22 protein-coding genes are annotated in these 25513 nt (G+C 44.9%); 17 read left to right on the top strand and 5 right to left on the bottom strand.

The window, feature by feature from the left end; translation table 11 throughout:
• The first annotated feature begins 100 nt into the window (after window positions 1-100).
• From guaB to BC8716_RS06510, 5 genes are all read left to right on the top strand, one after another.
• Window positions 101-1558: an IMP dehydrogenase gene (gene guaB / locus BC8716_RS06530; protein WP_094424400.1), complete on the top strand. Its 1458-nt coding sequence runs from the start codon at window positions 101-103 to the stop codon at window positions 1556-1558.
• A gap of 136 nt (window positions 1559-1694) precedes the next feature.
• Window positions 1695-2993 (top strand): D-alanyl-D-alanine carboxypeptidase family protein, encoded by a 1299-nt coding sequence (locus BC8716_RS06525; RefSeq protein ID WP_222869329.1) that lies wholly within the window; start codon window positions 1695-1697, stop codon window positions 2991-2993.
• A gap of 144 nt (window positions 2994-3137) precedes the next feature.
• Complete coding sequence (serS, locus tag BC8716_RS06520; RefSeq protein WP_094424399.1) at window positions 3138-4412, top strand: serine--tRNA ligase; 1275 nt, start codon at window positions 3138-3140, stop codon at window positions 4410-4412.
• 58 nt (window positions 4413-4470) lie between these two features.
• Window positions 4471-5265: a carbon-nitrogen family hydrolase gene (locus BC8716_RS06515; RefSeq protein WP_169715918.1), complete on the top strand. Its 795-nt coding sequence runs from the start codon at window positions 4471-4473 to the stop codon at window positions 5263-5265.
• Window positions 5266-5289: 24 nt separating this feature from the next.
• Window positions 5290-6978: a PucR family transcriptional regulator gene (locus BC8716_RS06510; protein WP_094424398.1), complete on the top strand. Its 1689-nt coding sequence runs from the start codon at window positions 5290-5292 to the stop codon at window positions 6976-6978.
• A gap of 250 nt (window positions 6979-7228) precedes the next feature.
• Here BC8716_RS06510 and BC8716_RS06505 read toward each other — a convergent pair whose 3' ends face one another.
• A complete protein-coding gene (locus tag BC8716_RS06505; RefSeq protein WP_094429185.1) occupies window positions 7229-8584 on the bottom strand; it encodes a sigma-54 interaction domain-containing protein in 1356 nt (451 codons plus the stop codon).
• 251 nt (window positions 8585-8835) lie between these two features.
• Between BC8716_RS06505 and BC8716_RS06500 the strand changes: the two genes are divergently transcribed.
• From BC8716_RS06500 to BC8716_RS06460, 9 genes are all read left to right on the top strand, one after another.
• Window positions 8836-10047: an ornithine--oxo-acid transaminase gene (locus BC8716_RS06500; protein ID WP_094424397.1), complete on the top strand. Its 1212-nt coding sequence runs from the start codon at window positions 8836-8838 to the stop codon at window positions 10045-10047.
• 14 nt (window positions 10048-10061) lie between these two features.
• Window positions 10062-11342, top strand: coding sequence for a Glu/Leu/Phe/Val family dehydrogenase (locus tag BC8716_RS06495; protein WP_094424396.1), 1281 nt, complete (start codon window positions 10062-10064; stop codon window positions 11340-11342).
• A gap of 69 nt (window positions 11343-11411) precedes the next feature.
• Window positions 11412-12830, top strand: coding sequence for a Na+/H+ antiporter NhaC (nhaC, locus tag BC8716_RS06490; RefSeq protein ID WP_094424395.1), 1419 nt, complete (start codon window positions 11412-11414; stop codon window positions 12828-12830).
• A 62-nt stretch (window positions 12831-12892) separates the two neighbouring features.
• Complete coding sequence (locus tag BC8716_RS06485) at window positions 12893-13072, top strand: YczI family protein (protein ID WP_257253376.1); 180 nt, start codon at window positions 12893-12895, stop codon at window positions 13070-13072.
• 233 nt (window positions 13073-13305) lie between these two features.
• Complete coding sequence (locus BC8716_RS06480) at window positions 13306-14496, top strand: M24 family metallopeptidase (RefSeq protein WP_094424393.1); 1191 nt, start codon at window positions 13306-13308, stop codon at window positions 14494-14496.
• Window positions 14497-14515: 19 nt separating this feature from the next.
• Window positions 14516-15715 (top strand): cystathionine gamma-synthase family protein, encoded by a 1200-nt coding sequence (locus BC8716_RS06475; protein WP_176471836.1) that lies wholly within the window; start codon window positions 14516-14518, stop codon window positions 15713-15715.
• A 2-nt stretch (window positions 15716-15717) separates the two neighbouring features.
• Window positions 15718-16911: a M20 metallopeptidase family protein gene (locus tag BC8716_RS06470; RefSeq protein ID WP_094424392.1), complete on the top strand. Its 1194-nt coding sequence runs from the start codon at window positions 15718-15720 to the stop codon at window positions 16909-16911.
• A gap of 8 nt (window positions 16912-16919) precedes the next feature.
• A complete protein-coding gene (locus BC8716_RS06465) occupies window positions 16920-17978 on the top strand; it encodes a homoserine dehydrogenase (RefSeq protein WP_094424391.1) in 1059 nt (352 codons plus the stop codon).
• A gap of 13 nt (window positions 17979-17991) precedes the next feature.
• Complete coding sequence (locus BC8716_RS06460; protein WP_094424390.1) at window positions 17992-19437, top strand: aldehyde dehydrogenase family protein; 1446 nt, start codon at window positions 17992-17994, stop codon at window positions 19435-19437.
• A 175-nt stretch (window positions 19438-19612) separates the two neighbouring features.
• Here the strand turns inward: BC8716_RS06460 and BC8716_RS06455 are convergent, their stop codons facing one another.
• Window positions 19613-20053, bottom strand: coding sequence for a PH domain-containing protein (locus tag BC8716_RS06455; RefSeq protein WP_255222709.1), 441 nt, complete (start codon window positions 20051-20053; stop codon window positions 19613-19615).
• 211 nt (window positions 20054-20264) lie between these two features.
• Between BC8716_RS06455 and BC8716_RS06450 the strand changes: the two genes are divergently transcribed.
• From BC8716_RS06450 to BC8716_RS06440, 3 genes are read left to right on the top strand one after another with little or no spacing between them, the layout of a single operon-like run.
• Window positions 20265-21065 carry a transporter substrate-binding domain-containing protein gene (locus BC8716_RS06450; RefSeq protein ID WP_094424388.1) on the top strand — a complete coding sequence of 267 codons (801 nt, stop codon included), beginning with the start codon at window positions 20265-20267 and terminating at the stop codon, window positions 21063-21065.
• A gap of 41 nt (window positions 21066-21106) precedes the next feature.
• Window positions 21107-21745 (top strand): amino acid ABC transporter permease, encoded by a 639-nt coding sequence (locus BC8716_RS06445; protein WP_094424387.1) that lies wholly within the window; start codon window positions 21107-21109, stop codon window positions 21743-21745.
• Window positions 21742-22464 carry an amino acid ABC transporter ATP-binding protein gene (locus BC8716_RS06440; RefSeq protein WP_094424386.1) on the top strand — a complete coding sequence of 241 codons (723 nt, stop codon included), beginning with the start codon at window positions 21742-21744 and terminating at the stop codon, window positions 22462-22464. Before BC8716_RS06445 ends, BC8716_RS06440 begins: the two co-directional genes overlap by 4 nt.
• Before the next feature lie 56 nt (window positions 22465-22520).
• Here BC8716_RS06440 and BC8716_RS06435 read toward each other — a convergent pair whose 3' ends face one another.
• From BC8716_RS06435 to BC8716_RS06425, 3 genes are read right to left on the bottom strand one after another with little or no spacing between them, the layout of a single operon-like run.
• The gene (locus BC8716_RS06435) at window positions 22521-23540 is read right to left on the bottom strand and encodes an ABC transporter ATP-binding protein (RefSeq protein ID WP_094424385.1); all 1020 of its coding nucleotides are present in this window, start codon (window positions 23538-23540) and stop codon (window positions 22521-22523) included.
• Window positions 23509-24540 (bottom strand): ABC transporter ATP-binding protein, encoded by a 1032-nt coding sequence (locus BC8716_RS06430; RefSeq protein WP_094424384.1) that lies wholly within the window; start codon window positions 24538-24540, stop codon window positions 23509-23511. The genes BC8716_RS06435 and BC8716_RS06430 overlap by 32 nt, the downstream gene beginning before the upstream one ends.
• Window positions 24541-24558: 18 nt before the next feature.
• A complete protein-coding gene (locus tag BC8716_RS06425; protein WP_011244895.1) occupies window positions 24559-25509 on the bottom strand; it encodes an ABC transporter permease in 951 nt (316 codons plus the stop codon).
• Between the last annotated feature and the right edge of the window lie 4 nt (window positions 25510-25513).

Below are 25513 nucleotides of genomic sequence, written 5' to 3'. Positions count from 1 at the left end.
AATTCAGAAAAGTACTACTTAAACCCTTGTCTTGACAGTAGTTTGCCCAATTGTTAAGCTACTAATAATATTTTCAGGCGTTTGAGGGGAGCTAGTATAAATGTGGGAAACAAAATTTCAAAAAGAAGGATTGACGTTTGATGATGTTCTCTTGGTGCCGGCTAAGTCGGAAGTGTTGCCAAGAGATGTTTCAGTTGCCACGAAATTAAGCGAGAATGTGAAATTGAATATCCCAATTTTAAGTGCGGGGATGGATACAGTGACAGAATCGGAAATGGCGATTGCGATTGCCCGAGAAGGCGGCATCGGCATTATCCATAAGAACATGTCCATCGAAGAACAAGCTGAGCAAATCGATAAAGTGAAGCGGTCTGAAAGTGGTGTTATTACTGATCCGTTCTTTCTTACTCCCGATCGCCAAGTATTTGACGCGGAGCATTTAATGGGAAAATACCGGATCTCAGGTGTGCCAATTGTGAATGAGGAGCAAAAACTTGTTGGCATTTTAACGAACCGGGATTTGCGCTTTATTGAGGACTACTCGATCAAAATTGACGACGTCATGACAAAAGAAGGGCTTGTAACAGCGCCTGTAGGGACAACACTTGAACAAGCAGAGAAAATATTGCAACAGCATAAAATTGAAAAACTGCCTCTTGTCGATGACAATGGCATTTTAAAAGGGCTCATTACAATCAAGGATATTGAAAAAGTGATTGAATTCCCGAATTCTGCAAAAGACAAGCAAGGGCGTTTGCTTGTCGGGGCAGCGATTGGCGTGTCTGCTGATGCCGATGCTCGCATTGCCGCTGTCGTAAAGGCAGGCGTAGATGCGATTGTGATTGATACTGCTCATGGCCACTCAAAAGGCGTTCTGGATAAAATTAAACAAGTTCGCAATGACTACCCTGACCTGACGATCATTGCAGGAAATGTAGCTACAGCTGAAGGGACAAGGGCACTAATTGAAGCAGGTGCCAGTGTAGTAAAAGTTGGCATTGGTCCTGGATCTATTTGTACAACAAGGGTTGTGGCAGGAATCGGCGTTCCGCAAATAACAGCTGTTTACGATTGTGCGACAGAGGCAAGAAAACACGGCGTGCCGATTATTGCTGACGGCGGCATTAAATATTCAGGTGACATCGTAAAAGCACTTGCCGCCGGTGGACATGCTGTCATGCTTGGTAGCTTGCTTGCTGGTGTGAGCGAAAGCCCTGGAGAAACAGAGATCTATCAAGGGCGCCAATATAAAGTTTACCGTGGCATGGGTTCACTTGGAGCAATGGAAAAGGGAAGCAAAGACCGTTATTTCCAAGAAAATAACCAAAAGCTTGTACCAGAAGGAATTGAGGGAAGAACGTCCTACAAAGGCCCTCTAGCTGACACTGTGCACCAATTAGTTGGTGGCATCAGGGCTGGCATGGGCTATTGCGGCACACCGACAATTGATGAGTTGCGGGAAAATAGTCAGTTCATCCGTATTACCGCTGCTGGTTTACGGGAAAGCCATCCTCATGATGTGCAAATCACCAAAGAAGCACCAAACTATACATTGTAAAAAATTCCACATTTTTTTACCGATAGATAGGGACTTCCCTATCTATTTTTTTTGGTGTCACCATGTTAAAATAGCAAATGTGTGTTATACAAGCGGGGGTGTAAAGGTGAAACAAAAGGGTTTACCAAGCTGGACAATGCGTATTATGGCTGCATTGGCTATGCTTGCTTTCGTACTAGGACCAATTAAGCCTGCGAATGCGCAGTCTTTAACAGTAGATGCCAGTGCAGCGATTGTCGTTAATGCCGATACTGGACAAATTTTATTTGAACAAAATAGCGATGAGCAATTGGCGATTGCCAGCATGACAAAAATGATGACCGAGTACATAGTGCTTGAATCAATCGCCAATGGTGACATCTCTTGGGAAGATGAAGTAACGATAACCGATCATTTGCTTCCATTATCCCACCAAAGAGAGCTATCCAATGTTCCATTGCGCCAGGATTATACGTATACCGTAAAAGATCTGTATGAATCAATGGCGATTTATTCGGCAAATGCTTCGACGATGGCGTTAGCTGAGCATGTGGCTGGTACGGAAGCTCAGTTTGTCGCCAAAATGAATGAAAAAGCAGAAGAGCTAGGGCTCGAAAAGTATGAGTTTATTAACGCGAGTGGCCTAAACAATGCTGACTTGCAAGGTGAGCATCCAGAGGGGACGCCAGCCGACGGGGAAACGACGCTTTCTGCCCGTTCTGTTGCACAACTTGCGTATCATTTGTTGAAAGATTTCCCTGAAGTGCTTGATACGGCAAGTGTGCCTGAAGCTGTATTTGATTCAGGGCCAGAAGAAAAAATTGACATGCAAAATTGGAACTGGATGCTACCAAACAGCCCCCATTATTATGAAGGGGTAGATGGCCTGAAAACAGGATATACGGATGCTGCAGGCAATAGTTTTACGGCAACGGCTGAACGTGATGGTGTCCGTCTCATTACTGTAGTAATGGGAACAGATACCCGGGATGACCGTTTTAACGAGACGAAAAAACTGCTCGATTACGGGTTTAATCAATTTGAAGAGCACCGGATCATGGATGCTGGAACGGAACCGGAAGGCGGTGTCGTTCCTGTAGCGCGCGGGAAAGAAAAAGAAATCCAACTCGTGACTGACCGCGATTTAACTTTTATGCTCGGAAAAGGGCAGAACGAAAACTACTCCGTTGAAATTGAACTGGATGAAAGCAAAACGAATGAAAACGGAGAACTTGTCGCTCCTATAGAAGAGGGAGAAACGGTGGGGACATTAAAAGTCATCATGGACGAGCCAGTTGAATATCTTCCAGGCAGCCAGCAAAGCGGGATTGAACTCGTTGCAGCAGCAGATGTGGAGGAAGCAGGCTGGTTCACTATGTCGATGAGAGGAATTGGCGGTTTCTTTTCAAATTTATGGTCCAGCGTTTCTGACACCATTAGCGGTTGGTTCAGTTAAATTTAAGCTAATGGACAAATAGCATCAAGGGATAAGAAAACAACGGACAGTCGATCACAAGCAGGGCGTATGCCCTGCTTGTGTGCTTTTCTTTCTCCTATGAATTTTGGTAAAATGGATAGGAGTAACGAGGAGGTCGTTTAGATGTTAGACGTGAAAAAATTGCGCAGCGATTTTGAGGGCGTGAAAGCGCAGCTAGAAAGACGTAACGGCACGATAGAGGGGCTTGAACGCTTCTCTCAATTGGATGCTTCACGCCGCACAATGATACAGGAAGTCGAAGAGCTAAAAAGCAAACGAAATGACGTATCTGAGCAAATTGCTGCCCTAAAAAGAGACAAAAAAGATGCTGATTCGCTCATTGCGGAAATGAAACAAGTCTCAGAACGGATTAAAGAGCAAGATGAGCAGCTCCGCAGCATCGAAACGGAATTAGAAGCGCTCTTGCTCACAATTCCGAATATCCCACAGGAAGACATCCCTTATGGCGAATCGGAAGAGGATAACCGGGAAGAGCGTAAATGGGGAGAAGTGCCTGACTTTTCGTTTGAGCCGCGGCCTCATTGGGAACTGGGAACAGCGCTCGATATTCTTGATTTTGAGCGTGCCGCAAAAGTGACAGGTAGCCGGTTTACAGTTTATAAAGGGCTCGGGGCACGCTTAGAACGAGCGCTCATTAATTTTATGATGGATATGCATGCAACTGAGCATGGCTATACGGAAGTGCTGCCTCCTTATATCGTCAATCGCGCAAGTATGATTGGCACAGGGCAGTTGCCTAAATTTGAGGAAGATGTTTTTAAAATTAGCGAAGAAGATTATTTTTTGATCCCGACTGCAGAAGTGCCGGTCACGAACTTGCATCGCGGGGAAGTGCTGCAAGGAGAGCAGCTCCCGATTGCTTATAACGCCTACAGCACGAATTTCCGCTCTGAAGCTGGTTCTGCTGGTCGCGATACACGGGGGCTCATTCGCCAACACCAATTTAACAAAGTAGAGCTTGTTCGTTTTTCATTGCCGGAGGATTCCAACAACCAGCTCGAAATCATGACAACACACGCTGAAAACGTGTTGAAGCGCTTAGGATTGCCTTACCGGGTCGTTACGTTGTGTACAGGAGATTTGACCTTTGCCTCTACGAAAACGTACGATTTGGAAGTATGGATGCCGAGCGCCAATACGTATCGTGAAATTTCTTCGTGCTCCAATATTGGTGACTTCCAAGCAAGGCGTGCCAATATCAAATTCCGTCGCGATCCAAAAAGCAAGCCTGAGTATGTCCATACGCTCAATGGTTCAGGGGTAGCGGTTGGCCGTACGGTAGCGGCCATTCTTGAAAATTACCAGCAAGAAGATGGCTCCATTGTCATCCCGGAAGCACTGCGGCCATATATGGGTAATGTGAACGTTCTTTCATAAAGAAAAAGAAAGCTGCAGCGTGCTCGTGCTGCAGCTTTTTACAAAGGAGCTAAAAACGATGCATGTCGCTGTTTTCCAAATGGAAGTATTAGCAGGAAAGCCAGGCCAGAACCGAGAACGTGTTAAAACGTGGGTTGAGCAACTATGCCGCGAGCAACAAGAGCGGCCGCTTACGATCGTGTTGCCTGAATTATGGACGACTGGGTATCAGCTTGAGGACCTTGGCGAACTGGCGGAAGAAGAGGGAAAGGAGACGATTGCATTTTTGCAACAACTCGCGCGAACGCATCGCATTCATATGGTCGCCGGTTCGATTGCAACAAAGAAAGACGGCGGCATTTACAATACAGCGCTTGTCATCGATGCGCAGGGCAAGCTTGTCTACACGTACGACAAAGTCCACCTTGTCCCTATGCTGAATGAACCTGCTTACATGCAAGGCGGAAGCGTGCCACCTGCCTTATTTGAATTAGATGGTGTCAAAATGGCGGTCCTGATTTGCTATGATTTGCGTTTTCCCGAGTTAGCGCGCCGTCTTGCATTAGAAGGGGCAGAAGTGCTTTTTATTGTTGCTGAATGGCCGTTAGCGCGTGCGATGCACTGGAAGGCATTGCAGCAAGCCAGAGCAATTGAAAATCAGTTTTATCTCCTTTCTTGCAATAGCGTCGGCAGCCACAATGGAACTGCTTATGCAGGCACATCGATGGTAATTGACCCGTGGGGGGAAATTATCGTCGAAGGCAGCGGCACTGAAGAAGAATGGCTTCAATGTAAAGTTGATTTTAGCAAAGCTGCTGAAGTGCGGGAGAGAGTGCCGGTGTTTTCAAGCAGGCGGCCCGATTTATATCGGTAACGATTCCAAATGGGGGTGGGTTGAATGAAGATTACATTGGCGCAAGTAATGGAATTGGACATTATGAAGCCTGCTATCATTAAGACTGCACAAGAACAGTTGCCTTACCGACAAGTCGAATGGGTGTCGATTACGGAAGCACCAGTGGAAAACTTTATCAGGCAAAATGAGCTTGTCCTTACGACTGGCATCGGCTGCACCCAAGAGCCGAAGGCGTTTTATTCCTTTGTGCAAGATGTGATTAAGTCGGAAGCGTCGGGGCTTGCGGTTGCGATCGGCCGGTTTGTGTTCGAATTGTCCGAAGATGTCCGCGCCCTTGCAGAGAATGCGCAGTTTCCGATTCTTTTTTTGCCATGGGAGATCCGCTTTGCTGACATTACACAAGCAGTTACCGCCAAGCTTGTTGATTCAAAGCAGGACGATTGGCAATTTACCCAAAAGGTACAGCAGGAACTCTTGTCTTTAATGCTTGCTGGGAACCACTTGTCTGCTCTAGCTGAACATGTTGCTGGCTATGCTGCCGTACCCATTGTCATCACGGATGCCCAAGGGCGAATAAAAGGGAAAAGCCATGGGGCTGAACCGGTAGCAGGCCTAGTTAGTCAAGTGTATAAACAAATGCGCACAAGCGACCAGGAAAGTGAGCACCACCCCCTTGAACGAAAAATCCAAACGCTCCATACAGATGGCACAGACGTCCATATATTGCCGATCATCCAAGCAAATGAGCAGATTCAAGGGTATGTATTTGCCGTCAATAGAGATAAAATGGCTTCAAGCGACCTAGCGACAGCCTTTATATTGCTTGAACATGCCGGGACAGCCGCTGCATTTTGGTTTCTGCAAGAGAACACAGTGCAAGAAACGGAAGCACGTATGCGCAATCATTTCGTCGCCGACTTGTCCCACGGTTCGATTGAAACGGAAGCACAACTTAAAACACGGGCTGAAGCGCTAGGATATGAGGTTTCCGTTCCATATATCGCGATAGTAGGAATGCTGCACAATATGGAAGAGCTGTATAGCCGTTCTGATCAAGTAGCCTCCTTTAAAGACTGGCAACTAAGCATGGTCCATTATATCGAGGAAGAGATCTACTATGCAGGCGTAACCGTTGAACGGGAAACGATGTCGACGTTTATGGATGGGCAGCTATTGATCTATTTAGCTGTTCCCTGTGATGATTACCAGACGATAGTCAATGGTTTTCTTGACTTGCTTGATCGCCGTTTGGCCCATTTGCTTCCCGACGTCGAAATAACGTGGGGAATTGGTGACCAGCAAATAAACACCTATGCATTTGAAGACCGGTATCAAGAAGCGAAACAGGCATTATTGCTCGGCATCGGCAGAAAAGGGCAAGGAAGCCGGATTTTTTATACAGATACGCGCATTGACCGTGTCCTTTATAAAATTGGGCAAGAGCCAGAACTGCGAAGCCTCGTGTTAGATTATGCAGCACCGTTGTTTGCCTACGATGAGCAAAGGCAAATGGACTTAGTCGGCACATTTGTCGCATACCAAAGAAACCAAAACAAAGTGACGCAGACAGCGCGCTTTCTTCATTTGCACCGCCAATCACTGCTATATCGGCTTCGGAAAATTGAGGCGCTGACTCATTTATCTCTGGCGAATCCGGATGATGTCTTTTTGCTTGATCTTAGCATTCGCATATCGATGATCCAACACCACATGCAAACGCCTAACTCTTAGACCGTTGCTTCACGCAATGCTTTAAAACTGTTGTTCCATTGCACTAAACTACTGTTTATACCTATATTTTCTCATCTGATAGGCACTTGCAATCAGTCTGACTAATTGCAACGTTGTTCGACCACCATCTGTATTACACGGGCTTTCCATGGAGAGGCGAGCGTATCTCCTGTCGGGGATGGCCACTTTGCCGCCTCTTCGTATCGCTAAGTTCACACACGAACTGGTGGATGACTGTAGGGCAACGTAATTACTTCAATGAAAGGTGAAACTTTTTCAGCCGATATTGGAGATTTTGTCTGCTCATGCCAAGAATTTTTGCAGTTTGGGAAACGTTGTTGTTGTTTTCTCTTAACGCTTGTAAAATATAGAGCTTTTCGATCTCTGCCATTTTTTCTTGTAATGTTTTTGTAGGCACGTTGCCTGTTTCCGTGTCTTTACCTTCTTTCTGATAGCGATTGCGTAATCGAAACGGCAGGTTGTGTATGTGAATCTCTGTTTCATCACTAATTAAATTCATTGTGCCTTCAATCGTATGTTCAAGTTCTCGCGCATTTCCCGGCCAATCGTGCTGGAACAGAATCGCTTTTGCCTCTTCACTAATCGTCTTTACATTCATCTGAAATAGCGTGTTGTACTTGTGAATGAATTCCTCGATAAGTGGAAGAATGTCTTCTTTTCTTTCGCGCAATGGCGGGATAAATAAAGTGACGACACTGAGGCGATAGTACAAATCTTTGCGTAAGCGATTCTTTGCAATCATATCTATCGGATCTTCATTAATCGTAGCAATAATTCGAACATCGACTTTTTTGTCTTTGGTATCGCCGATTCGACGGATGGTTTTTTCCTGAATAACGCGTAATAATTTCGCTTGCAGAGCTGGATCGAGAGAATTTATTTCGTCCAGAAGCAACGTTCCGCCATCAGCTTGCTCGAATAAGCCTGGCGTATCCAGTGCCCCAGTAAATGCTCCTTTTTTCGTGCCAAATAATAAACTTTCCATTAAATTTTCAGGGATCGCTGCGCAATTCTGTGCTAGAAAAGGGGCGTGTGATCTTGGGCTGGCATAGTGAATGCTTTGGGCAAATAACTCTTTCCCCGTCCCTGTTTCCCCAACGATTAGCACAGAAGACGACGTGCGGGCGGCTCGTTTTGCTTCTTCTACAACTGCTAAAAATGCTTGGCTGTTGCCGATAATTTGCTCAAAGGTATAATGACTTTCTCTTTTTCGCAGCACGTTTTTCTTAATGACATGATCCAGCTGGGTAATATCTTTCGCAATTTCCACAGCAGCTGTAATTTCCCCATTTTCGATAAAAGGAAAGGTATTGTTAATGGTTGTGATTTCTTCCCCTTTATTATTAAAATACGTTTGTTTGACATCCTTCGTTACTTTCCCTGTCTTTAATGCTTGTACAAGTGTACTGCGTTCATTCTCGTGAAATGTAAAAACCTCTAAAAGATTTTTATGGAGCACATCGGTATCTACCATCGATTCGATTTCCATCATTTTTTTATTGTATATAATCGTATGTCCATTTTGGTCAATAACGTGGATACCAACATTTATTTCGTCTACTAGCATTTGATATAGATGATTCATTTGCGCTACATTTTTTTGTGTTTTATTTTTTTTCAAAATACCCCTCCTTTAAAAGTGAGTGTAATCGATAAAGCGATAAAGTGCAAAAATTTTTTTTGTGTGTTCTTTTAATGCTGCAAAAAATTTTTTCTGCAATCTTGTTAAAACCGTTTCAGCATCTGGATTTATCGTTTGGCATGAAGTTTGCATATAAAACAGTGAGTACAAAATAGAAACGATTGTGATTGATAACTTAAAAGGAGGAATTTTTTATGACGATTGTAAAATCAGGTCACATTATTGAACAAACAAATGCTTATGGGGCGCATAACTATCATCCGCTGCCAGTTGTTATTGCCGAGGCAGAAGGAGTGTGGGTGAAGGATCCTGAAGGAAATAAATACATGGATATGCTTAGCGCTTATTCAGCTTTGAACCAGGGACATCGCCATCCAAAGATCATCCAGGCATTAAAGGAACAGGCCGATAAAGTAACATTGACTTCCCGTGCTTTTCATAATGACCAGCTTGGCCGATGGACCAAGCGTATCGCGGAATTGACAGGAAAAGACAAAGTGTTGCCGATGAATACAGGGGTAGAAGCGGTTGAGACAGCGATTAAAGCAGCTCGTCGCTGGGCTTATGAAGTCAAAGGAGTAGAAGACAATAAAGCAGAAATTATTGCAGCCAAAGGCAATTTTCATGGGCGGACATTAAATGCGATCTCCTTGTCGAATGATCCAGGAGCGACCAAACATTACGGTCCTTTTGTACCAGGGATAAAAAAGGTAGCGTATGGGAATGTGGAAGCCATTCGTGAAGCAATTACGCCTAATACAGCGGCTGTGATTGTAGAGCCAATTCAAGGAGAAGCAGGCATCATTATCCCGCCTGAAGGTTACTTACAAGCCGTTCGTGATCTCTGTACGGAAAACGATATTCTCTTTATTGCCGATGAAGTGCAAACAGGTTTTGCACGAACTGGAAAGATGTTTGCGTGTGAATGGGAAAATGTCGTTCCTGATATTTATGTAATGGGAAAAGCATTGGGGGGCGGCGTTTTTCCAATATCGGCTATTGCTGCTGACAAAGACATTATGGATGTATTTACGCCAGGTTCACATGGATCTACTTTTGGCGGAAATCCGTTAGCTTGTGCCGTTTCTCTAGCTGCAATTGAAGTAATTGAGGAAGAAAATTTAGCGAAAAAATCGTTAGAATTAGGGGAGTATTTCACAACAGCTTTACGGGCAATTGATAATGATGATTTAACAGCCGTTCGAGCACGAGGATTATTTATCGGTGTTGAGTTCAATCATCCTGTCCGTCAGTATTGTGAACAGTTGAAAGAAGCAGGGGTATTATGCAAAGAAACACATGAAAACACGATCCGGTTTGCTCCCCCGCTCGTCATCACAAAAGAAGAATTAGATTGGGCTATCGAAAAAATAAACCATGTTCTATCAAAAAAGGAAGCATGTTAAATGAGGTGTGACAAATGGAAGCAGTAAAAGAGCATATTCAAGCAAAAGGGGAGCAAGCCCAATTAGATCTTTTTCAATCAACACAGAAAATTATTAAAGAAGCAGTTGGCTATCTAGGCTATTCAGATGGAATGTATGAATTATTAAAAGAACCAATACGCATGCTAACGGTTCGTATTCCGATCCGAATGGATAATGGAAAAACAAAAGTATTTACAGGCTATCGGGCCCAGCACAATGATGCTGTTGGCCCGACCAAAGGCGGAGTGCGTTTTCATCCAGAAGTCAATGAAACAGAAGTAAAAGCATTATCGATGTGGATGAGCTTAAAAGCTGGAATTGTAGACTTGCCTTATGGTGGGGGGAAAGGCGGCATTATTTGCGATCCTCGTGTAATGTCTTTAGGTGAAATTGAGCGATTAAGTCGTGGGTATGTGCGAGCGATTAGTCAAATTGTTGGCCCGACAAAAGATATTCCGGCGCCAGATGTATTTACAAACGCACAAATTATGGCATGGATGATGGATGAATATAGCCATATCCGTGAATTTGACTCCCCTGGATTTATTACCGGGAAACCACTTGTCCTTGGTGGATCCCATGGTCGGGAAACAGCAACGGCAAAAGGCGTCACCATATGCATTGAGGAAGCTGCACGAAAAACAGGCTTGGAGTTGAAAGATGCTCGAATTATTATCCAAGGGTTTGGAAACGCAGGCAGTTTTCTTGCTAAGTTTTTGAAGGAAAAAGGAGCTAGAATCGTTGGCATTTCCGATGCCCATGGTGCTTTATATAATGTTGGAGGATTAGATATTGACTATTTGCTGGAACGTCGTGATCGTTTTGGTTCGGTAACAAATTTATTTCATAATCGAATTTCCAATAAAGAATTGCTGGAAAAAGAATGTGATATTTTAGTTCCAGCGGCGATCGCTAATCAACTAACAGCCGATAACGCTGCAAACATTCAAGCGTCCATTATTGTCGAAGCAGCTAATGGCCCGACAACATGGGAAGCAACAGAAATCTTAAGTAAAAGAGGAATTTTAATCATTCCTGATGTACTTGCAAGTGCTGGAGGAGTAACCGTATCTTATTTTGAATGGGTGCAAAATAACCAAGGATTTTACTGGACGAAAGAGGAAGTTACTGATCGTATGCGTGACGTACTTATTACTTCGATGAATAAAGTATTTGCAACAGCCGAAAAACATCAAGTAAACATGCGACTCGCTTCTTATATTGTCGGTATTCGAAAAACAGCTGAAGCTGCACATTTTAGGGGATGGGCGTAGCTCTTATTATACTTTCTACATAAATGTAAGCGCTTGCCTGTTGGTCAGGGACATACAAGGGGGAGAAAAATGAAGAAAGACATTTCGTTTTGGTTAGCACTGTTGCCACTCATTATCATGATTACAGCAATGGCTGTGACAATCGTGGGGTTAGAAGGAGACCCCCATATTCCATTGATGATTGGAACCGCTGTAGCTGCATTAATTGCGATAAAAGCAGGTTTCAAATGGAAAGATATTGAAGAAAGCATGTATAAAGGGATTAAACTTGCTTTACCAGCCGTTGTCATTATTATTCTTGTCGGATTAACGATCGGTGCATGGATAGGCGGGGGAATTGTAGCAACAATGGTCTTTTACGGATTAAAAATAATGAGTCCGTCTTTCTTTTTAGTTTCGATCTGTGTCATATGCGCTGCTGTGTCTCTGTCGATTGGCAGTTCATGGTCTACGATGGCAACGATTGGCGTAGCTGGCATGGGGATTGGCTTAAGTATGGGAATACCGGCAGCAATGGTCGCTGGGGCGGTGATCTCAGGAGCGTATTTTGGGGATAAACTTTCGCCATTATCCGATACAACGAATCTTGCTGCTGGCTTAACTGGGACAGACTTGTTTGAACATATTAAATTTATGCTTGTGTCCACGATTCCTGCATTTCTGATCTCGCTAATTGTTTATTGGTTTCTTGGCAGAAACGAGGTAGAGAGAAATACAGCCAGTTTTGCTGACATAGAAAGAACCATGGCTTCACTTCAAGAAAACTTTGTGCTCTCTCCTTGGCTATTAATTGTACCACTAGCGGTAATCGTATTCGTGATGTTTAAAGTGCCAGCTATTCCAGCATTGGTTGTAGGAATCGTATTAGGATTTTTCAGTCAAATCTATGTCCAAGGAGATGCATGGAGTATTGCTGTCTCTACACTTCAGAACGGATACGTGATTGACACAGGTAATCATATGATAGATGAACTATTCAACGGCGGTGGAATTGAGGCCATGATGTACACCGTCTCTTTAACGATTGTGGCGATGACGTTTGGAGGCATACTTGAAAACACTGGCATGCTCCAGGCAATTGTTCAGCAAATTTTAAAATTGGCAAAGACAGCTAAACGTTTAATTATCACTACGGTTCTTTCCAGTTTTGCCACCAATGTTTCTTGTTCGGAACAATATATTTCGATCGTTGTTCCGGCTAGAATGTATGCAAAATCGTACGAAGACCAACAGTTGCATTCGAAAAACTTATCGCGCGCAGTAGAAGATGGAGGGACATTGACGTCTGTTTTTGTTCCATGGAATACATGTGGGGTATTTATCTTTGCTACATTAGGCGTACATGCTTTTCAATATGCACCATACGCTATATTAAATTTCACTGTACCGCTCCTATCGATTATCTTAACTTTACTTGGAAAATCAATTATATACCGTCATCCGAATAAAACAACAGATCGTTTAAAGCAAACAGAAACGGCAATCTAGAGTAATGAACGCCATGCCCGTCTTCCTGTGTCATTCGAATCGTGTAGGCTTATCCCCTTTTGGTGGACTTGTGTTTAAATCGTCCCTATGATTTGCTGCCCTTAGCTACACTCTTCAGTGGGTTGATGATTTTGACGATTGGTCTTTCGGAGTTTAAAAAAGAGAGACCATTTTTAGCTTGCTTTGTATTTGTTCTTTCTGGTTTTTGTATTTATGTTGGAGTTTTTACGTTTATAAGTTAACCCTGATAGTAGGAGTATCTACTAACATTCTTGGATAAGAGTTATCTTTTTCTTGAGGGATGATGGCGGGTAAGAAACGCCATCTTTTTCAGATTGATGGCCAGTCACACGATGGATTCGTCAAAATGTCTACAGAAGCGATCGAATTTTCATACATTCAAAATATTGCATAGCTTCTGCTTATGAGTAGAATGAAAGAAACGAATGACCTACTCAAAAGGAGGCTGGTTTACATGTTCCCGTTCACATTGGAGGAGTATCAGGTCCGCTTGGCAAAAACAAAGGAAAGCATGAGTGAAAAAGGCATTGACGTGCTTTTGCTCACTGACCCAGCCAATATGAATTATTTATCCGGTTATAATGGCTGGTGCTTTTATGTTCATCAAATGCTAGTCGTCCTCATCGATGAGGACCAGCCGATTTGGATTGGGCGGGGCATGGACGCGAACGTTGCCAAGCAGACAACTTGGTTAATGCATGAACGGATTATTCCGTACCCTGACCATTATGTCCAATCGGATGACCGCCACCCGATGGACTTTATCGCCAAAGTTCTGGCAGATATTGGCCAAGGCAACCGCCGCATTGGCGTCGAATTAGATACGTATTACTACACGGCAAAAGCACATGAACGCCTTAAGCAACGCTTGGCTGACGCCCGGTTTGTCGACGCGACTAACCTTGTCAACTATGTGCGTATCATCAAGTCAGACATGGAAATCCACTATATGAAATGCGCAGGCAAAATTGCGGCCAAGGCGATGTATGCCGGTATGAATGCCATTAATGCAGGCGCACGGGAAAGCGATGTCGTTGCAGCCATATACCACGCACAAATTGCCGGGACAGAGGAGTTTGGTGGCGATTATCCGGCAATTGTCCCACTCTTGCCGTCAGGCGTAAAAACAAGCGCTCCTCATATTACGTGGTCTGACCAACGCTATCCTAGCGAAGATACAGTCATTATTGAGTTAGCTGGCTGCTATCAACGTTACCATGCTCCACTCGCAAGAACAGTGACGATTGGAAAGCCGCAGCAGCGTGTCGTCGATATAGCCAAAATTGCCGTTGAAGGGCTCAATGAAGTGCTTGCATGGATGAAGCCTGGAGTCACGTGCGAAGAAGTGGAAGCCGTCTGGAGGAAGACAATTGGGCGCTACGGACTCGAAAAAGAAGCACGTATTGGCTATTCAGCTGGATTGAATTATCCACCTGATTGGGGCGAACATACGGCAAGCATTCGAAAGGGAGATAAAACGGTGCTGCAAGCCAATATGACGTTCCATATTATCCCTGGCATGTGGTACGACGACTTTGGAGTCGAAATTAGTGAATCGGTACGGGTGACGGAAAATGGCTGTGAGCTTCTTTGCGATTTTCCGCGGCAGCTGTTGAGCAATGATCCAAATGCATCTGCTTCATAATTCGATTGGAGGGCTTATCATGACAAAAATGAACAATGCCAAGTTTGCTACGAAAGCAGTATGGGCAGGAGAAAAAGACTATTTGGTTCACGGAGCGACACAAGTTCCGGTTATTCCGAGTGTGGCTTTTGGCTATGACGATATGGACGAATGGTATGAAGTGGCTGTTGGCAGAAAAAAAGGCCATATTTATGGCCGTAATACAAACCCGACTGTGCAAGCGTTTGAAGATAAAGTGAAAGTGCTGGAAAAAGCGAATGCAGCAACTAGTTTTTCAACCGGTATGGCGGCTATTTCCAACACGCTTTATACGTTTTTAAGGCCAGGAGACCGCGTAGTGACAATTAAAGATACGTATGGCGGCACCAATAAAATTTTTACTGAATTTCTGCCAAAGTTAAATATCGAGGTTGTTTTTTGTGAAACAGGGGATGTCGAGCAAATTAAAAAAGAAACGGCTAAAGGCTGCACGATCGTTTATTTAGAGACGCCAACCAATCCGACCGTAAAAATTACTGACATCCGCGCTTGCGCAGAAGCTGGAAAACAAGCTGGCGCACTTGTTGTCGTCGACAATACGTTTGCCACGCCAGTTAATCAAAACCCACTCACACTCGGCGCTGATCTCGTTCTTCATAGCGCAACAAAATTTTTAGGTGGCCATGCAGATGCCCTTGGAGGGGTTGTCGTCGGTTTAGATGAGTCTCTGATTGAAGCGATTTACCACTATCGGGAAATCAACGGGGCAACAATGGACCCTTGGGCCGCTTATTTGATATTGCGCGGCATGAAAACACTTGAATTACGAGTGAAACGCCAAGCTGAAAATGCCCAGAAGCTAGCTGCCTATTTGCAAACGGTCGAAGAAGTCGAAACCGTTTTTTATCCTGGCCTCATTGACCACCCTAACCACGAAATCGCCAAAGCGCAAATGTCTGGTTTTGGCGGCATGCTAAGCTTTGCTGTTGCTGGCGGTGTCGATACAGTGCGCCACTTATTGCCAAAGCTAGCATTTGCCAATCGAGCTGCAAATTTAGGGGCGGTTGAAACGACAGTAGGACCGGCACGGACAACAAGCCATGTCGAATGCACGCCACAAGAGCGTGCAGCTATGGGCATTCCTGAAGGATTAATTCGCGTGTCGTGTGGCATTGAGGATGGAGAGGACATCATCGCAGACTTTAAGCAGGCATTCGAGGCTGCCAAAATTGAGGTCTGAAAATGAATGTTGTTGGAATTCGAGAGCGAGCTGAACAATTGCAAGATCAGCTTATGACATGGCGCCGCCACCTGCATAAACATCCAGAACGTAGCTTTCAAGAAAAGGAAACGGCTGCTTTTGTGGCACAGGTGCTTCGGCGTTTGCCGGGGATGGTCGTAACGGAACAAGTCGGTGGATATGGCGTCGTTGCTGAACTTGCCGGAAAGCAAGGGAAAACCGTGGTTTTGCGCGCTGACATGGATGCATTGCCGATCGAGGAACAACTGCCACATTCATTTGCTAGCATCAAAAAAGGGACGATGCACGCTTGTGGGCATGACGCCCATACGGCAATTTTACTTGGCGCAGCGACGATATTAAGCGAGCGGCACCAGGCAGGTTTCCTAAACGGCACAGTCCGTTTTTTGTTTCAGCCAGCTGAAGAGAAGATGGATGAAGCTGGGAAGACTGGCGCTATCTATATGATAGAAGCAGGGGCGATGGCTGGAGCCGATATCGCCTTTGCGCTTCATATGTGTCCTTGGCTGCGCCCGAATGCGATTCAAGTTCATAGCGGTGCTAGCATGGCCAGCTTTGATGCATTTAAAGGGACGATTACAGGCAGCGGGGGGCACGGAGCGTATCCCCATTTAGGCGTTGACGCCATATGGTTGCTTTCGCAAGTGCTGCCGGCGATTTACGGACTGACTGGTCGCTTTTCCTCCCCGCTTGAACCGGCCGTGATTAGCATTGGCCAAATTCATGGCGGCAAAGCAAACAACGTCATCCCTGAAATCGTTGAAGTAGAAGGCACGATCCGTTGTTACAACGACGATGTTCGCAAAAAACTTACGGAAGAAGTAAGCAATGCTTTTGCTATAGCCAATGTGTTTGGCGGTGAAGGCGCATGTACAGTCGAACGTGGCGAGCCGGCGCTCGTAAATGACAGTGAGGCGATTGCGCTAATCAAACAGGCGGCCCACCATCTTTATCCAAATGATCGTATTGTTACTGGGCCTTACGGGTTAGGAAGTGAGGATTTTGCCCATATGGCCAAAACGACAAAAGCGGCGCTGTTTTTCTTAGGTTGCCAGCCTCGACATGGCGAGTTTGATTTGCATACGCCACAGTTCCAAATCGATGAAGCTTGCCTTCCAAAAGGAGCAGCGCTTATGGCAGGCGTATGCGCGTATGCCTTAAATAAAAAGGAGTGAGTGCGACCATGATATTGGCGATTCTTGGTTTTGGCGTTGTCGGCCAAGGACTGGCAGAAATTTTGGCCAATCAATGTGAAAAAACGAGGCAACAAACGGGAATGGCGCCTAAAGTAGTGGCGATTTCCGATTTTAAAATTGGGTCATTGTATGATCGAAATGGTCTCGATCTCGATAAAGTGCTTCACTTGGCAGCAACTGTTGGCTCATTAGAGGGCTATCCTGATTCCGCTACGCTTGTGAGGGGTCTTGATGCAATGACGACAATCGTGCAGACCGATGCGGATGTCATAGTTGAAGCGACGTTTACGGATATCAAAACAGGCGAACCAGCCATCACACACTGCAAAACGGCATTTGCGGCAAAAAAGCATGTAGTGATGACGAATAAAGGGCCGATAGCAATGGCTTACAAACAACTGTCAGAGTTAGCGGCTGAAAACGGTGTCTATCTTGGTTTTGAAGGCACGGTTATGAGCGGAACGCCGGCTTTACGCTTAGCCCGTACAGCACTCATTGGAAATACGTTTACGGAAGTGAACGGAATTTTAAATGGGACAACGAATTATATGTTAACACAGATGGAAGACGGCATGTCCTATCATGACGCTTTAAAACAAGCTCAGGAAAAAGGATATGCTGAAGCCGATCCGACAAGCGATGTGGAAGGCTACGATGCTTTATACAAAATCGTCATTCTGGCCAATACCGTTATGGGAGAAGCGCTTACGCCTGGCGATGTGGAACGGGTCGGTTTAAAGGCGTTATCAGCTGCCGAGATTCAGACCGCGAAACAGCAAGGGAAGCGTTGGAAAATGCTTGGCACAATTCGAAGAACCGCTGACGGTGTGAAGGCGGCTGTCAAACCGATGTTGCTTGATTCAAATCATCCCCTTTCATCAATTGATGGTGCCACGAATGCGATTACGTACAGCTGCGACCTAGCGGGGGATATTACGTTGACAGGTGCGGGGGCAGGCAAGAAAGAAACTGGCTATGCCTTGTTAAGTGATTTGATCGATTGCCACTTTTTTATGGAGGAGAATAGAAAAGTGACGAATCAGTAAAGGAGGCGGTCCAATGAAACTGGATTTAAGGCGGCAACAAATGTTGCTCGCAGGCGAATGGGTAGACCGGACCGAGACAATGGAAGTCCGAAATCCAGAAAATGATCAGTTGGTCGCGCTTGTCCCAAAAGCGTCAAAAACAGATATGGAGCAGGCGATTGCTCGTGCAAAGGAGGGGGCGAAAGCATCGGCTGCTCTTCCTGTTTACAAGCGAATGGCGATTTTAAATCGAGCTGCCGATTTTGTTGAAGCCCACAAAGAACGATTTGCACGTACCATTGCTACAGAAGGAAGCAAAACGATTCGCGAAGCGCGGAAGGAGACGGGTCGGTGTGTCGAGACATTGCGATTATGTGCAGAGGAAGCACGGCGCGTAACGGGTGAAACAATTCCGTTTGACCAGTCCCCAGGGGGAACAGGGCGCTTTGGTTATTATGAACGACATCCTCTTGGCATCATTGGCGCCATTACGCCGTTTAACGACCCTCTGAATTTGGTCGCCCATAAGATTGGCCCAGCTATTGCTGCAGGCAATGCGATTGTGTTAAAACCGGCAACAGCAACGCCATTAAGCGCACTCTTGTTAGCCGAAGCCTTTATGGATGCAGGATTGCCAAAAGGGATTCTGTCCGTTATGACCGGATTGGGCAGTGAAGTTGGCGATGTGCTCATCACCCATTCTGACGTGCGAATGGTTTCCTTCACAGGGGGAATAGAGGCTGGACTTGAAATTGCCAAAAAGGCAGGTTTGAAGAAAAAAAGCATGGAACTTGGCTCTAATTCACCAGTCATCGTCCTCGAAGATGCCCAGATTGAAGACGCAGTAAAAGCAAATGTGAGCGGTGCCTTCTGGGCAGCGGGGCAAAACTGCATAGGCGTGCAGCGCTTGTACGTCCATGCAGAGGTTTATGACCACTTTAAAGATCTGTTTGTCAAACAGTCCTGTGCTTACATGATGGGTGAGAAACTATCTGAAAAGACCGATATGGGACCCCTTATATCTGAAAAAGAAGCAAAGCGTGTTGCGTTCATGGTAGACGACGCCCTGCGGATGGGCGCAGTCCTTTTATGCGGAGGCAAGCGGAGCGGCGCTTTTTATGAACCAACGGTTCTTGAAAACGTTCCAGATGAGTGCATGCTCGCTAAAGAAGAAATTTTTGGGCCAGTGGTCTTGCTTTATAAGATCAAGTCTCTTGCAGAGGGAATTGAAAGGGCCAACCAATCGGAATATGGCTTGCACGCTGGCTTATTTACAGAGAATATGAATGCTGTTTTTCAGGCAATTCGAGAGCTGGAAGCAGGCGGTGTCATGGTCAATGATAGCTCCGATTTCCGTATTGATGCGATGCCGTTTGGAGGAACAAAGCAATCAGGATTAGGGCGAGAAGGGGTAAAGTTTTCTATATTAGAGATGACAGAACAGAAAGTGGTTTGTTTTAAATTGCGCAATAATGGGTAAAGAGGTTGGGAACAGATCGTTCCCAACCTCGGCTTATAGCCTAACGCTCTCATTTTTTATCAGGCTAGGTGATTGGTTTTTAAGCATAGGTAGATAAGCCGCCCCAGTCGAAAACGATTTTTAACGTTGAGCCAGTCTTAGAGATTCGTCGACGAACTGGATTTTTAGCATCCTATTACTTTCTTTTTGTTTGCTTTATGTTTATACCAGGATTGATCCTTTTCACTTGTTCTATGAATAACTGCTTCTCTTTAGGAGAAATTCGAATAAGATTAGAGTGACTGTATTCGATTTCAATTTTGTTGCTTGAGAGCGCAGGGGAAGCGAAAAAATCCTTTGTAAACCTCATCGCGTTAATCGTATTGATGTTGATTGTTTTCTTATAAAAACCAAACACAACGACGATGGTTTTTGACTTTGGTTTAAGGACATACTTTGTCCTGAAAAATATCGAACCAATCAGGAGCAAAAACAGTACCAATACTGGCTTTTTTATAAAAGCGTTTTGCACTGGGAAAGCGGCTACATTCAAGTCAAAGACAATATCAATGCTTAATACGATCATGAGGGAATACATGATCACTGAATAAGTGATTCCTTTTTCGCTTTTAAACACCAATTACGGCCACCGCCTGTTTTTTGTAGAATTATATCATATGAATGAGGGGTTTATTGGCTGCTAAATAGCGAATGAACTAGAAAAGCGAGGTATTCCTTAACCATGCTTGTGCTCACCGAGGGAGAACAAGGATAAACGCTTTTGTACTAACAGTACCAACATGCTAAACTAGCATAATTAACAGAAAAAAAGAAAAAGGGGGATGGCTATGACCATACGATTAGGGACTGCCTTTGTAGCAAGTGCTGTTCTCGTCCTCGCAGCTTGTAATAATAGTGAAACAGGGGCGAGCGACCATACAGGCGGGGCGGATGGTGACAATGTTGAGACTTACCAAGTGGCTACCGATAATAATTTTGTCCCATTTGAATTTATTGATTTAGAGACAAATGAACTAACAGGCTTTGACATCGAATTAATGAAAGCGATCGCTGAAGAAGCTGGTTTTGCTGTTGAATTTCAGCAAATGGATTTTTCCGGGGCGTTGTCAGGGATTGAACAAGGAAGTTATGACGCTGCCATTAATGGGATGACCATTACTGAAGAACGTAAAGAAAACATTGATTTTTCCGACCCTTATTATGAATCGGGCTTAGTCCTTGCGGTAGCAGAAGAGGATGATGTGATCCAATCGATAGATGACATCACTTCGTCCACAAAAGTGGCAACGAGGCTGTCATCGACGAGCCAAACGTATTTAGAAGATAATACGGAGGCGCAAGTGGATGCTTACCCTGAAATTACAGAAGCCTACCAAGCGTTGCTTGCTGGCCATGTCGATGCCGTTTTATATGACATGCCTAATGTGCAGTATTTCATGCAACAGCAAGGAGAAGGGCAAATGAAAATGGTAGGCGAGCGTTTAACAGGTGAGGAATATGGGATTGCCTTTCCAAAAGGCTCAGACCTCGTTGAACCAGTAAATGAAGCGCTGGCGACGCTCATGGAAAACGGCACGTACGGCGATATTTATGAAAAGTACTTCGGAGAACGACCAGAAGGCATGTGAAACATCGCTATGCCAGCTTTCATCAAGAGGTGAGATAAAAAATGGATTTTGGGGCATTGCCTTTTTTATGGGAAGGTTTGAAATACACGGTTTTAATTACGCTCGTCGGTGTTTTTTTAGGAAGTATCGTTGGCTCGACTTTCGGATTGATGCGCCTGTCTCGTATTGGATTCGTGAGAGCAATTGCAGCAATTTTTGTGGAAGCCATTCGGGGAACGCCTTTGCTGGCACAAATCTTTTTTATCCATTTCGGGATTCCAGGTCTGTTGGATTTACGGTTTGATCCGCTTTACACTGGTATTTTTGTCATTGCGATTAACTCAGGCGCCTATATTGCCGAGATTGTCCGCGGCGGGGTACAATCGATAGACAAAGGGCAAATGGAAGCTGGCAGGTCGCTAGGTTTAACAGGGAGTCAAACAATGCGCTATATTATTTGGCCTCAAGCTATTAAGGTAATGATTCCTCCATTCGGCAACCAATTTATTATCAGTTTAAAAGATACGTCGCTCTTATCGACAATCGCCGTTGCCGATTTAATGTATCAAAGCAGAACGTATACAGGTTTATCTGCTTCGTATTTTGATACATATTTGCTTGTCTGCCTGTTTTACTTAGCGATCACGATTCCGGCTTCCCTTTTATTACGCTACACAGAACGGAGATTGGAACGGACATGATTAAAGTAAATGATTTGCATAAATCGTTTGGAGAACATGAAGTGCTAAAGGGGATTACGACGGACATTCGCGAAAAGGAAGTTGTTTGCATTATTGGCCCGTCTGGCTCCGGGAAAAGTACGTTTCTCCGCTGTTTAAACCGGCTTGAAGACATTACGGCTGGGGAAGTCGTCATTGATGGCGTCAATATTGCCGATCCGAAAACGAATATTAATGCTGTGCGCCAGGAGGTTGGCATGGTGTTTCAACATTTTAATTTGTTTCCTCACAAGACGGTATTGGAAAATATCACGCTTGCGCCATTGAAAGTGCGGGGCATTGAAAAAGGGGAAGCGGTTGCGGCAGCCAAGAAGCTTCTTGAGAAAGTCGGTTTAGGGGATAAAGCAGATGCTTACCCGGCCAGCTTGTCAGGCGGGCAAAAACAGCGTGTTGCGATTGCAAGAGCGTTGTCAATGAATCCGAAAGTGATGCTGTTTGATGAACCGACGTCAGCACTAGACCCTGAGCTTGTCGGCGACGTCCTTTCTGTCATGAAAGAATTGGCATTGGAAGGGATGACGATGATTGTCGTCACACATGAAATGGGGTTTGCCCGTGAAGTCGGTGATCGCGTTATCTTTATGGATGAGGGTCGCCTTGTTGAAGAGGGCACGCCTGTAGAGATTTTTGAACAAACGAAAAACGAGCGTACAAAATCGTTTTTAAGCAAAGTCTTGTAAACATAAAAGCCTGCTTTTGGCCATTTTGATGGCCGAAAGCAGGCTTTTTCGTGTTTTTAAGAATAAGCAGGTTGGTGTTCGCCAGAAGAAATTTCCTCCATATAATGGCATGCCCCGGCATGGCTATTTGCCATTCCTTTGGTTGTCCGCAATTCAGGGACTTCTGTTTTGCATTTTTCTGTTGCAAATGGGCAACGTGTATGAAAACGGCATCCGCTTGGGGGATCAATTGGCGATGGCACGTCGCCTTGCAAAATGATGCGCTCCTTTTTAATGCTCGGATCCGGTTTTGGAATCGCAGACAGCAGCGCTTTTGTATACGGATGCTGTGGATTATCGAAAACTGATTTTTTATCGCCCATTTCGACAATGCGGCCAAGATACATGACAATGACGCGGTCTGAAATATGACGGACAACGCCTAAGTCATGGGAAATAAACAAATACGTTAATTTTAGTTCACGCTGCAGTTTTTTGAGCAAATTAATTACTTGTGCTTGGATCGATACATCAAGCGCGGAAACGGCTTCGTCGCAAATGATCAATTTTGGATTGACAGCCAAAGCTCTGGCGATACCAACGCGTTGACGCTGGCCGCCACTAAATTCGTGAGGGAAGCGATCAATTTGGTGTTCGCCTAAACCGACCGTTTTCATTAGTTCGCGAATAAGCCGATCATGATCTTTGGCAGGCGCAACCCCTTGGATGGTCATCGCTTCCGACAGCACTTGGCGAACCGTTTGCCGCGGATTAATTGATGCATAAGGATCTTGGAAAATAATTTGCAAGTCTTTGCGTTTTTTACGCATTTGGGCGCGGTTCAGTGAAAGCAAATCTTCGCCTTGGAACTGGATTTTTCCTGAAGTCGGTTCGTCAAGTCGGAGAATTGCTCGGCCAGTTGTAGACTTTCCGCAGCCGGATTCCCCTACAATCGAAACCGTTTCGCCTTCTTTCACTTCAAACGAAATGTCATCAACCGCTTTGACATGGTTGACCGTCCGCCCTAAAAAGCCCCCTTTAATCGGGAAATACTGCTTTAAATGGTCAACTTTTAGTAGCGTATTGCTCACGTACATTCACCTCCGGCTTATCCCATTTATCCGTGTAAATCCAGCAGCGGATTTGGCTGCCGTCTTCATTTGTTTCGAGTTCAGGCAGCTCTTTGCAAATGTCGCTTGCAAATGGGCAGCGAGGCGCAAAACGGCAGCCCTTTGGCATATCGGCTGGCGCTGGCACAGAACCTTTTATAATAGACAAATCGCCTTCTACGTCTTCATCATGGCGCGGCAACGATTGCATAAGGCCGACTGTATATGGGTGGCGCGGTTTTGTAAACAAGTCATGGACAGAAGCGTACTCCACGACTTGTCCACCGTACATTACGGCGACGTTGTCGCATGTCTCCGCTACAACCCCAAGGTCGTGAGTAATCATGATAACAGACATGCCAAGGCGATTTTGCAAGTCTTTAATTAACTCAAGAATTTGCGCTTGAATCGTCACATCGAGTGCGGTTGTCGGTTCATCCGCAATGAGCAAGTCTGGGTTGCACGCAAGAGCGATTGCAATCATGACACGTTGCCGCATTCCGCCTGAAAGCTCAAACGGGTATTGGTCAATCCGTTTCTCAGGAGAAGGAATGCCAACCAGTTTCAACATCTCAATGGAACGAGCGCGTGCTTGTTTTTTGGATAAATGTTCATGAATGCGAAAAGACTCACTAATTTGCTGGCCGACTGTAAAGGTCGGGTTTAACGATGTCATCGGCTCTTGGAAAATCATCGAAATTTCGTTGCCGCGAATTTTCCGCATTTGCGCAGGCGTTTTTTTCAACAAATCATCGCCCTTAAACAAAATCTCCCCACCGACCACTTTTCCTGGATGTGAGAGCAAATTTAATATTGATAGGGACGTAATGCTTTTACCAGAACCAGATTCCCCAACAATGCCAAGCGTCTTTCCTTTTTCAACATCAAATGTCACACCATCTACTGCTTTTACTTCCAATTCCTTCGTGAAAAAAGAAGTACGTAGATCACGTATTTGCAAGATCGGATCATTAGCCAATCGTCTCACTCCTTTCTCTTAAACGATTTATTCAGTTTCAACCCGTTTGTTTACGAATCGATAGGCAATGTCTACAAGCAAGTTAACAAGGACGAATAAAAGCGAAGCAACTAAAATGCCACCTTGCATGACAGGAAAGTCACGGTTGTTAATCGCGTCGTAAATCAGCCTGCCCATTCCGTTAATGGCAAACACGCTCTCGGCAAGAACGGCGCCGCCAAGCAAGCTGCCAAAGCTCAAACCAACTACGGTAATAACTGGAATTAACGCGTTTTTTAAAGCATGTTGATATATAACAATCCGCTCCCTAACCCCTTTGGCACGGGCCGTGCGAATATAGTCTTGGTTAATAACCTCTAGCATGCTGGAACGAGTCATCCGGGCAACAATCGCTGCCCCTGAAATTCCAAGCATAAATACAGGTAGTACAAGTTGTTCAAAGCTGCCCCACCCAGAAGGAGGAAACCAAGCCGTATCGATAAATTTTCCGATAAATGGGATGTTGCCTAATGCGAACCATTGGATCAGCACAAGGCCTAGCCAAAAGTTTGGCATGGACATCCCAAACAAAGCCAACACCATAATCGCAGAATCACGGAATGAACCACGCTTTGTTGCAGACAAGACACCTGCAATCAAGCCAAGGAAAATACTGAGAATCGTACTGTATATCGAAAGTTCGAGTGTTATGCCTATTCGCTGGAGAATTAAATCAGAAACAGGCTGTCCATTCCGTAAAGAATTCCCTAAATCGAATTGAACTAAGTTGGTCATATAACGAAAATATTGGACGGGATAAGGGTCATTCAGACCGAGTCTTTCATTAATGGCTTCAATTTGTTGAGGCGTAGCCGATTCGCCTGCAAGTACTTGAGCGGGGTCGCCAGGAATAAAATGCATTAATGAAAAAACAATTAATGTTACCCCGATGATAACAGGTATGAGCTGGAGCAATCTGCGGACTAAAAACTTAAACATAGGC

The sequence above is a fragment of the Shouchella clausii genome, assembly GCF_002250115.1.
Taxonomy (GTDB): domain Bacteria; phylum Bacillota; class Bacilli; order Bacillales; family Bacillaceae_D; genus Shouchella; species Shouchella clausii.
Note: the sequence above shows the minus strand (reverse complement) of the source record. Positions and strands in the feature narration are given on the sequence as shown.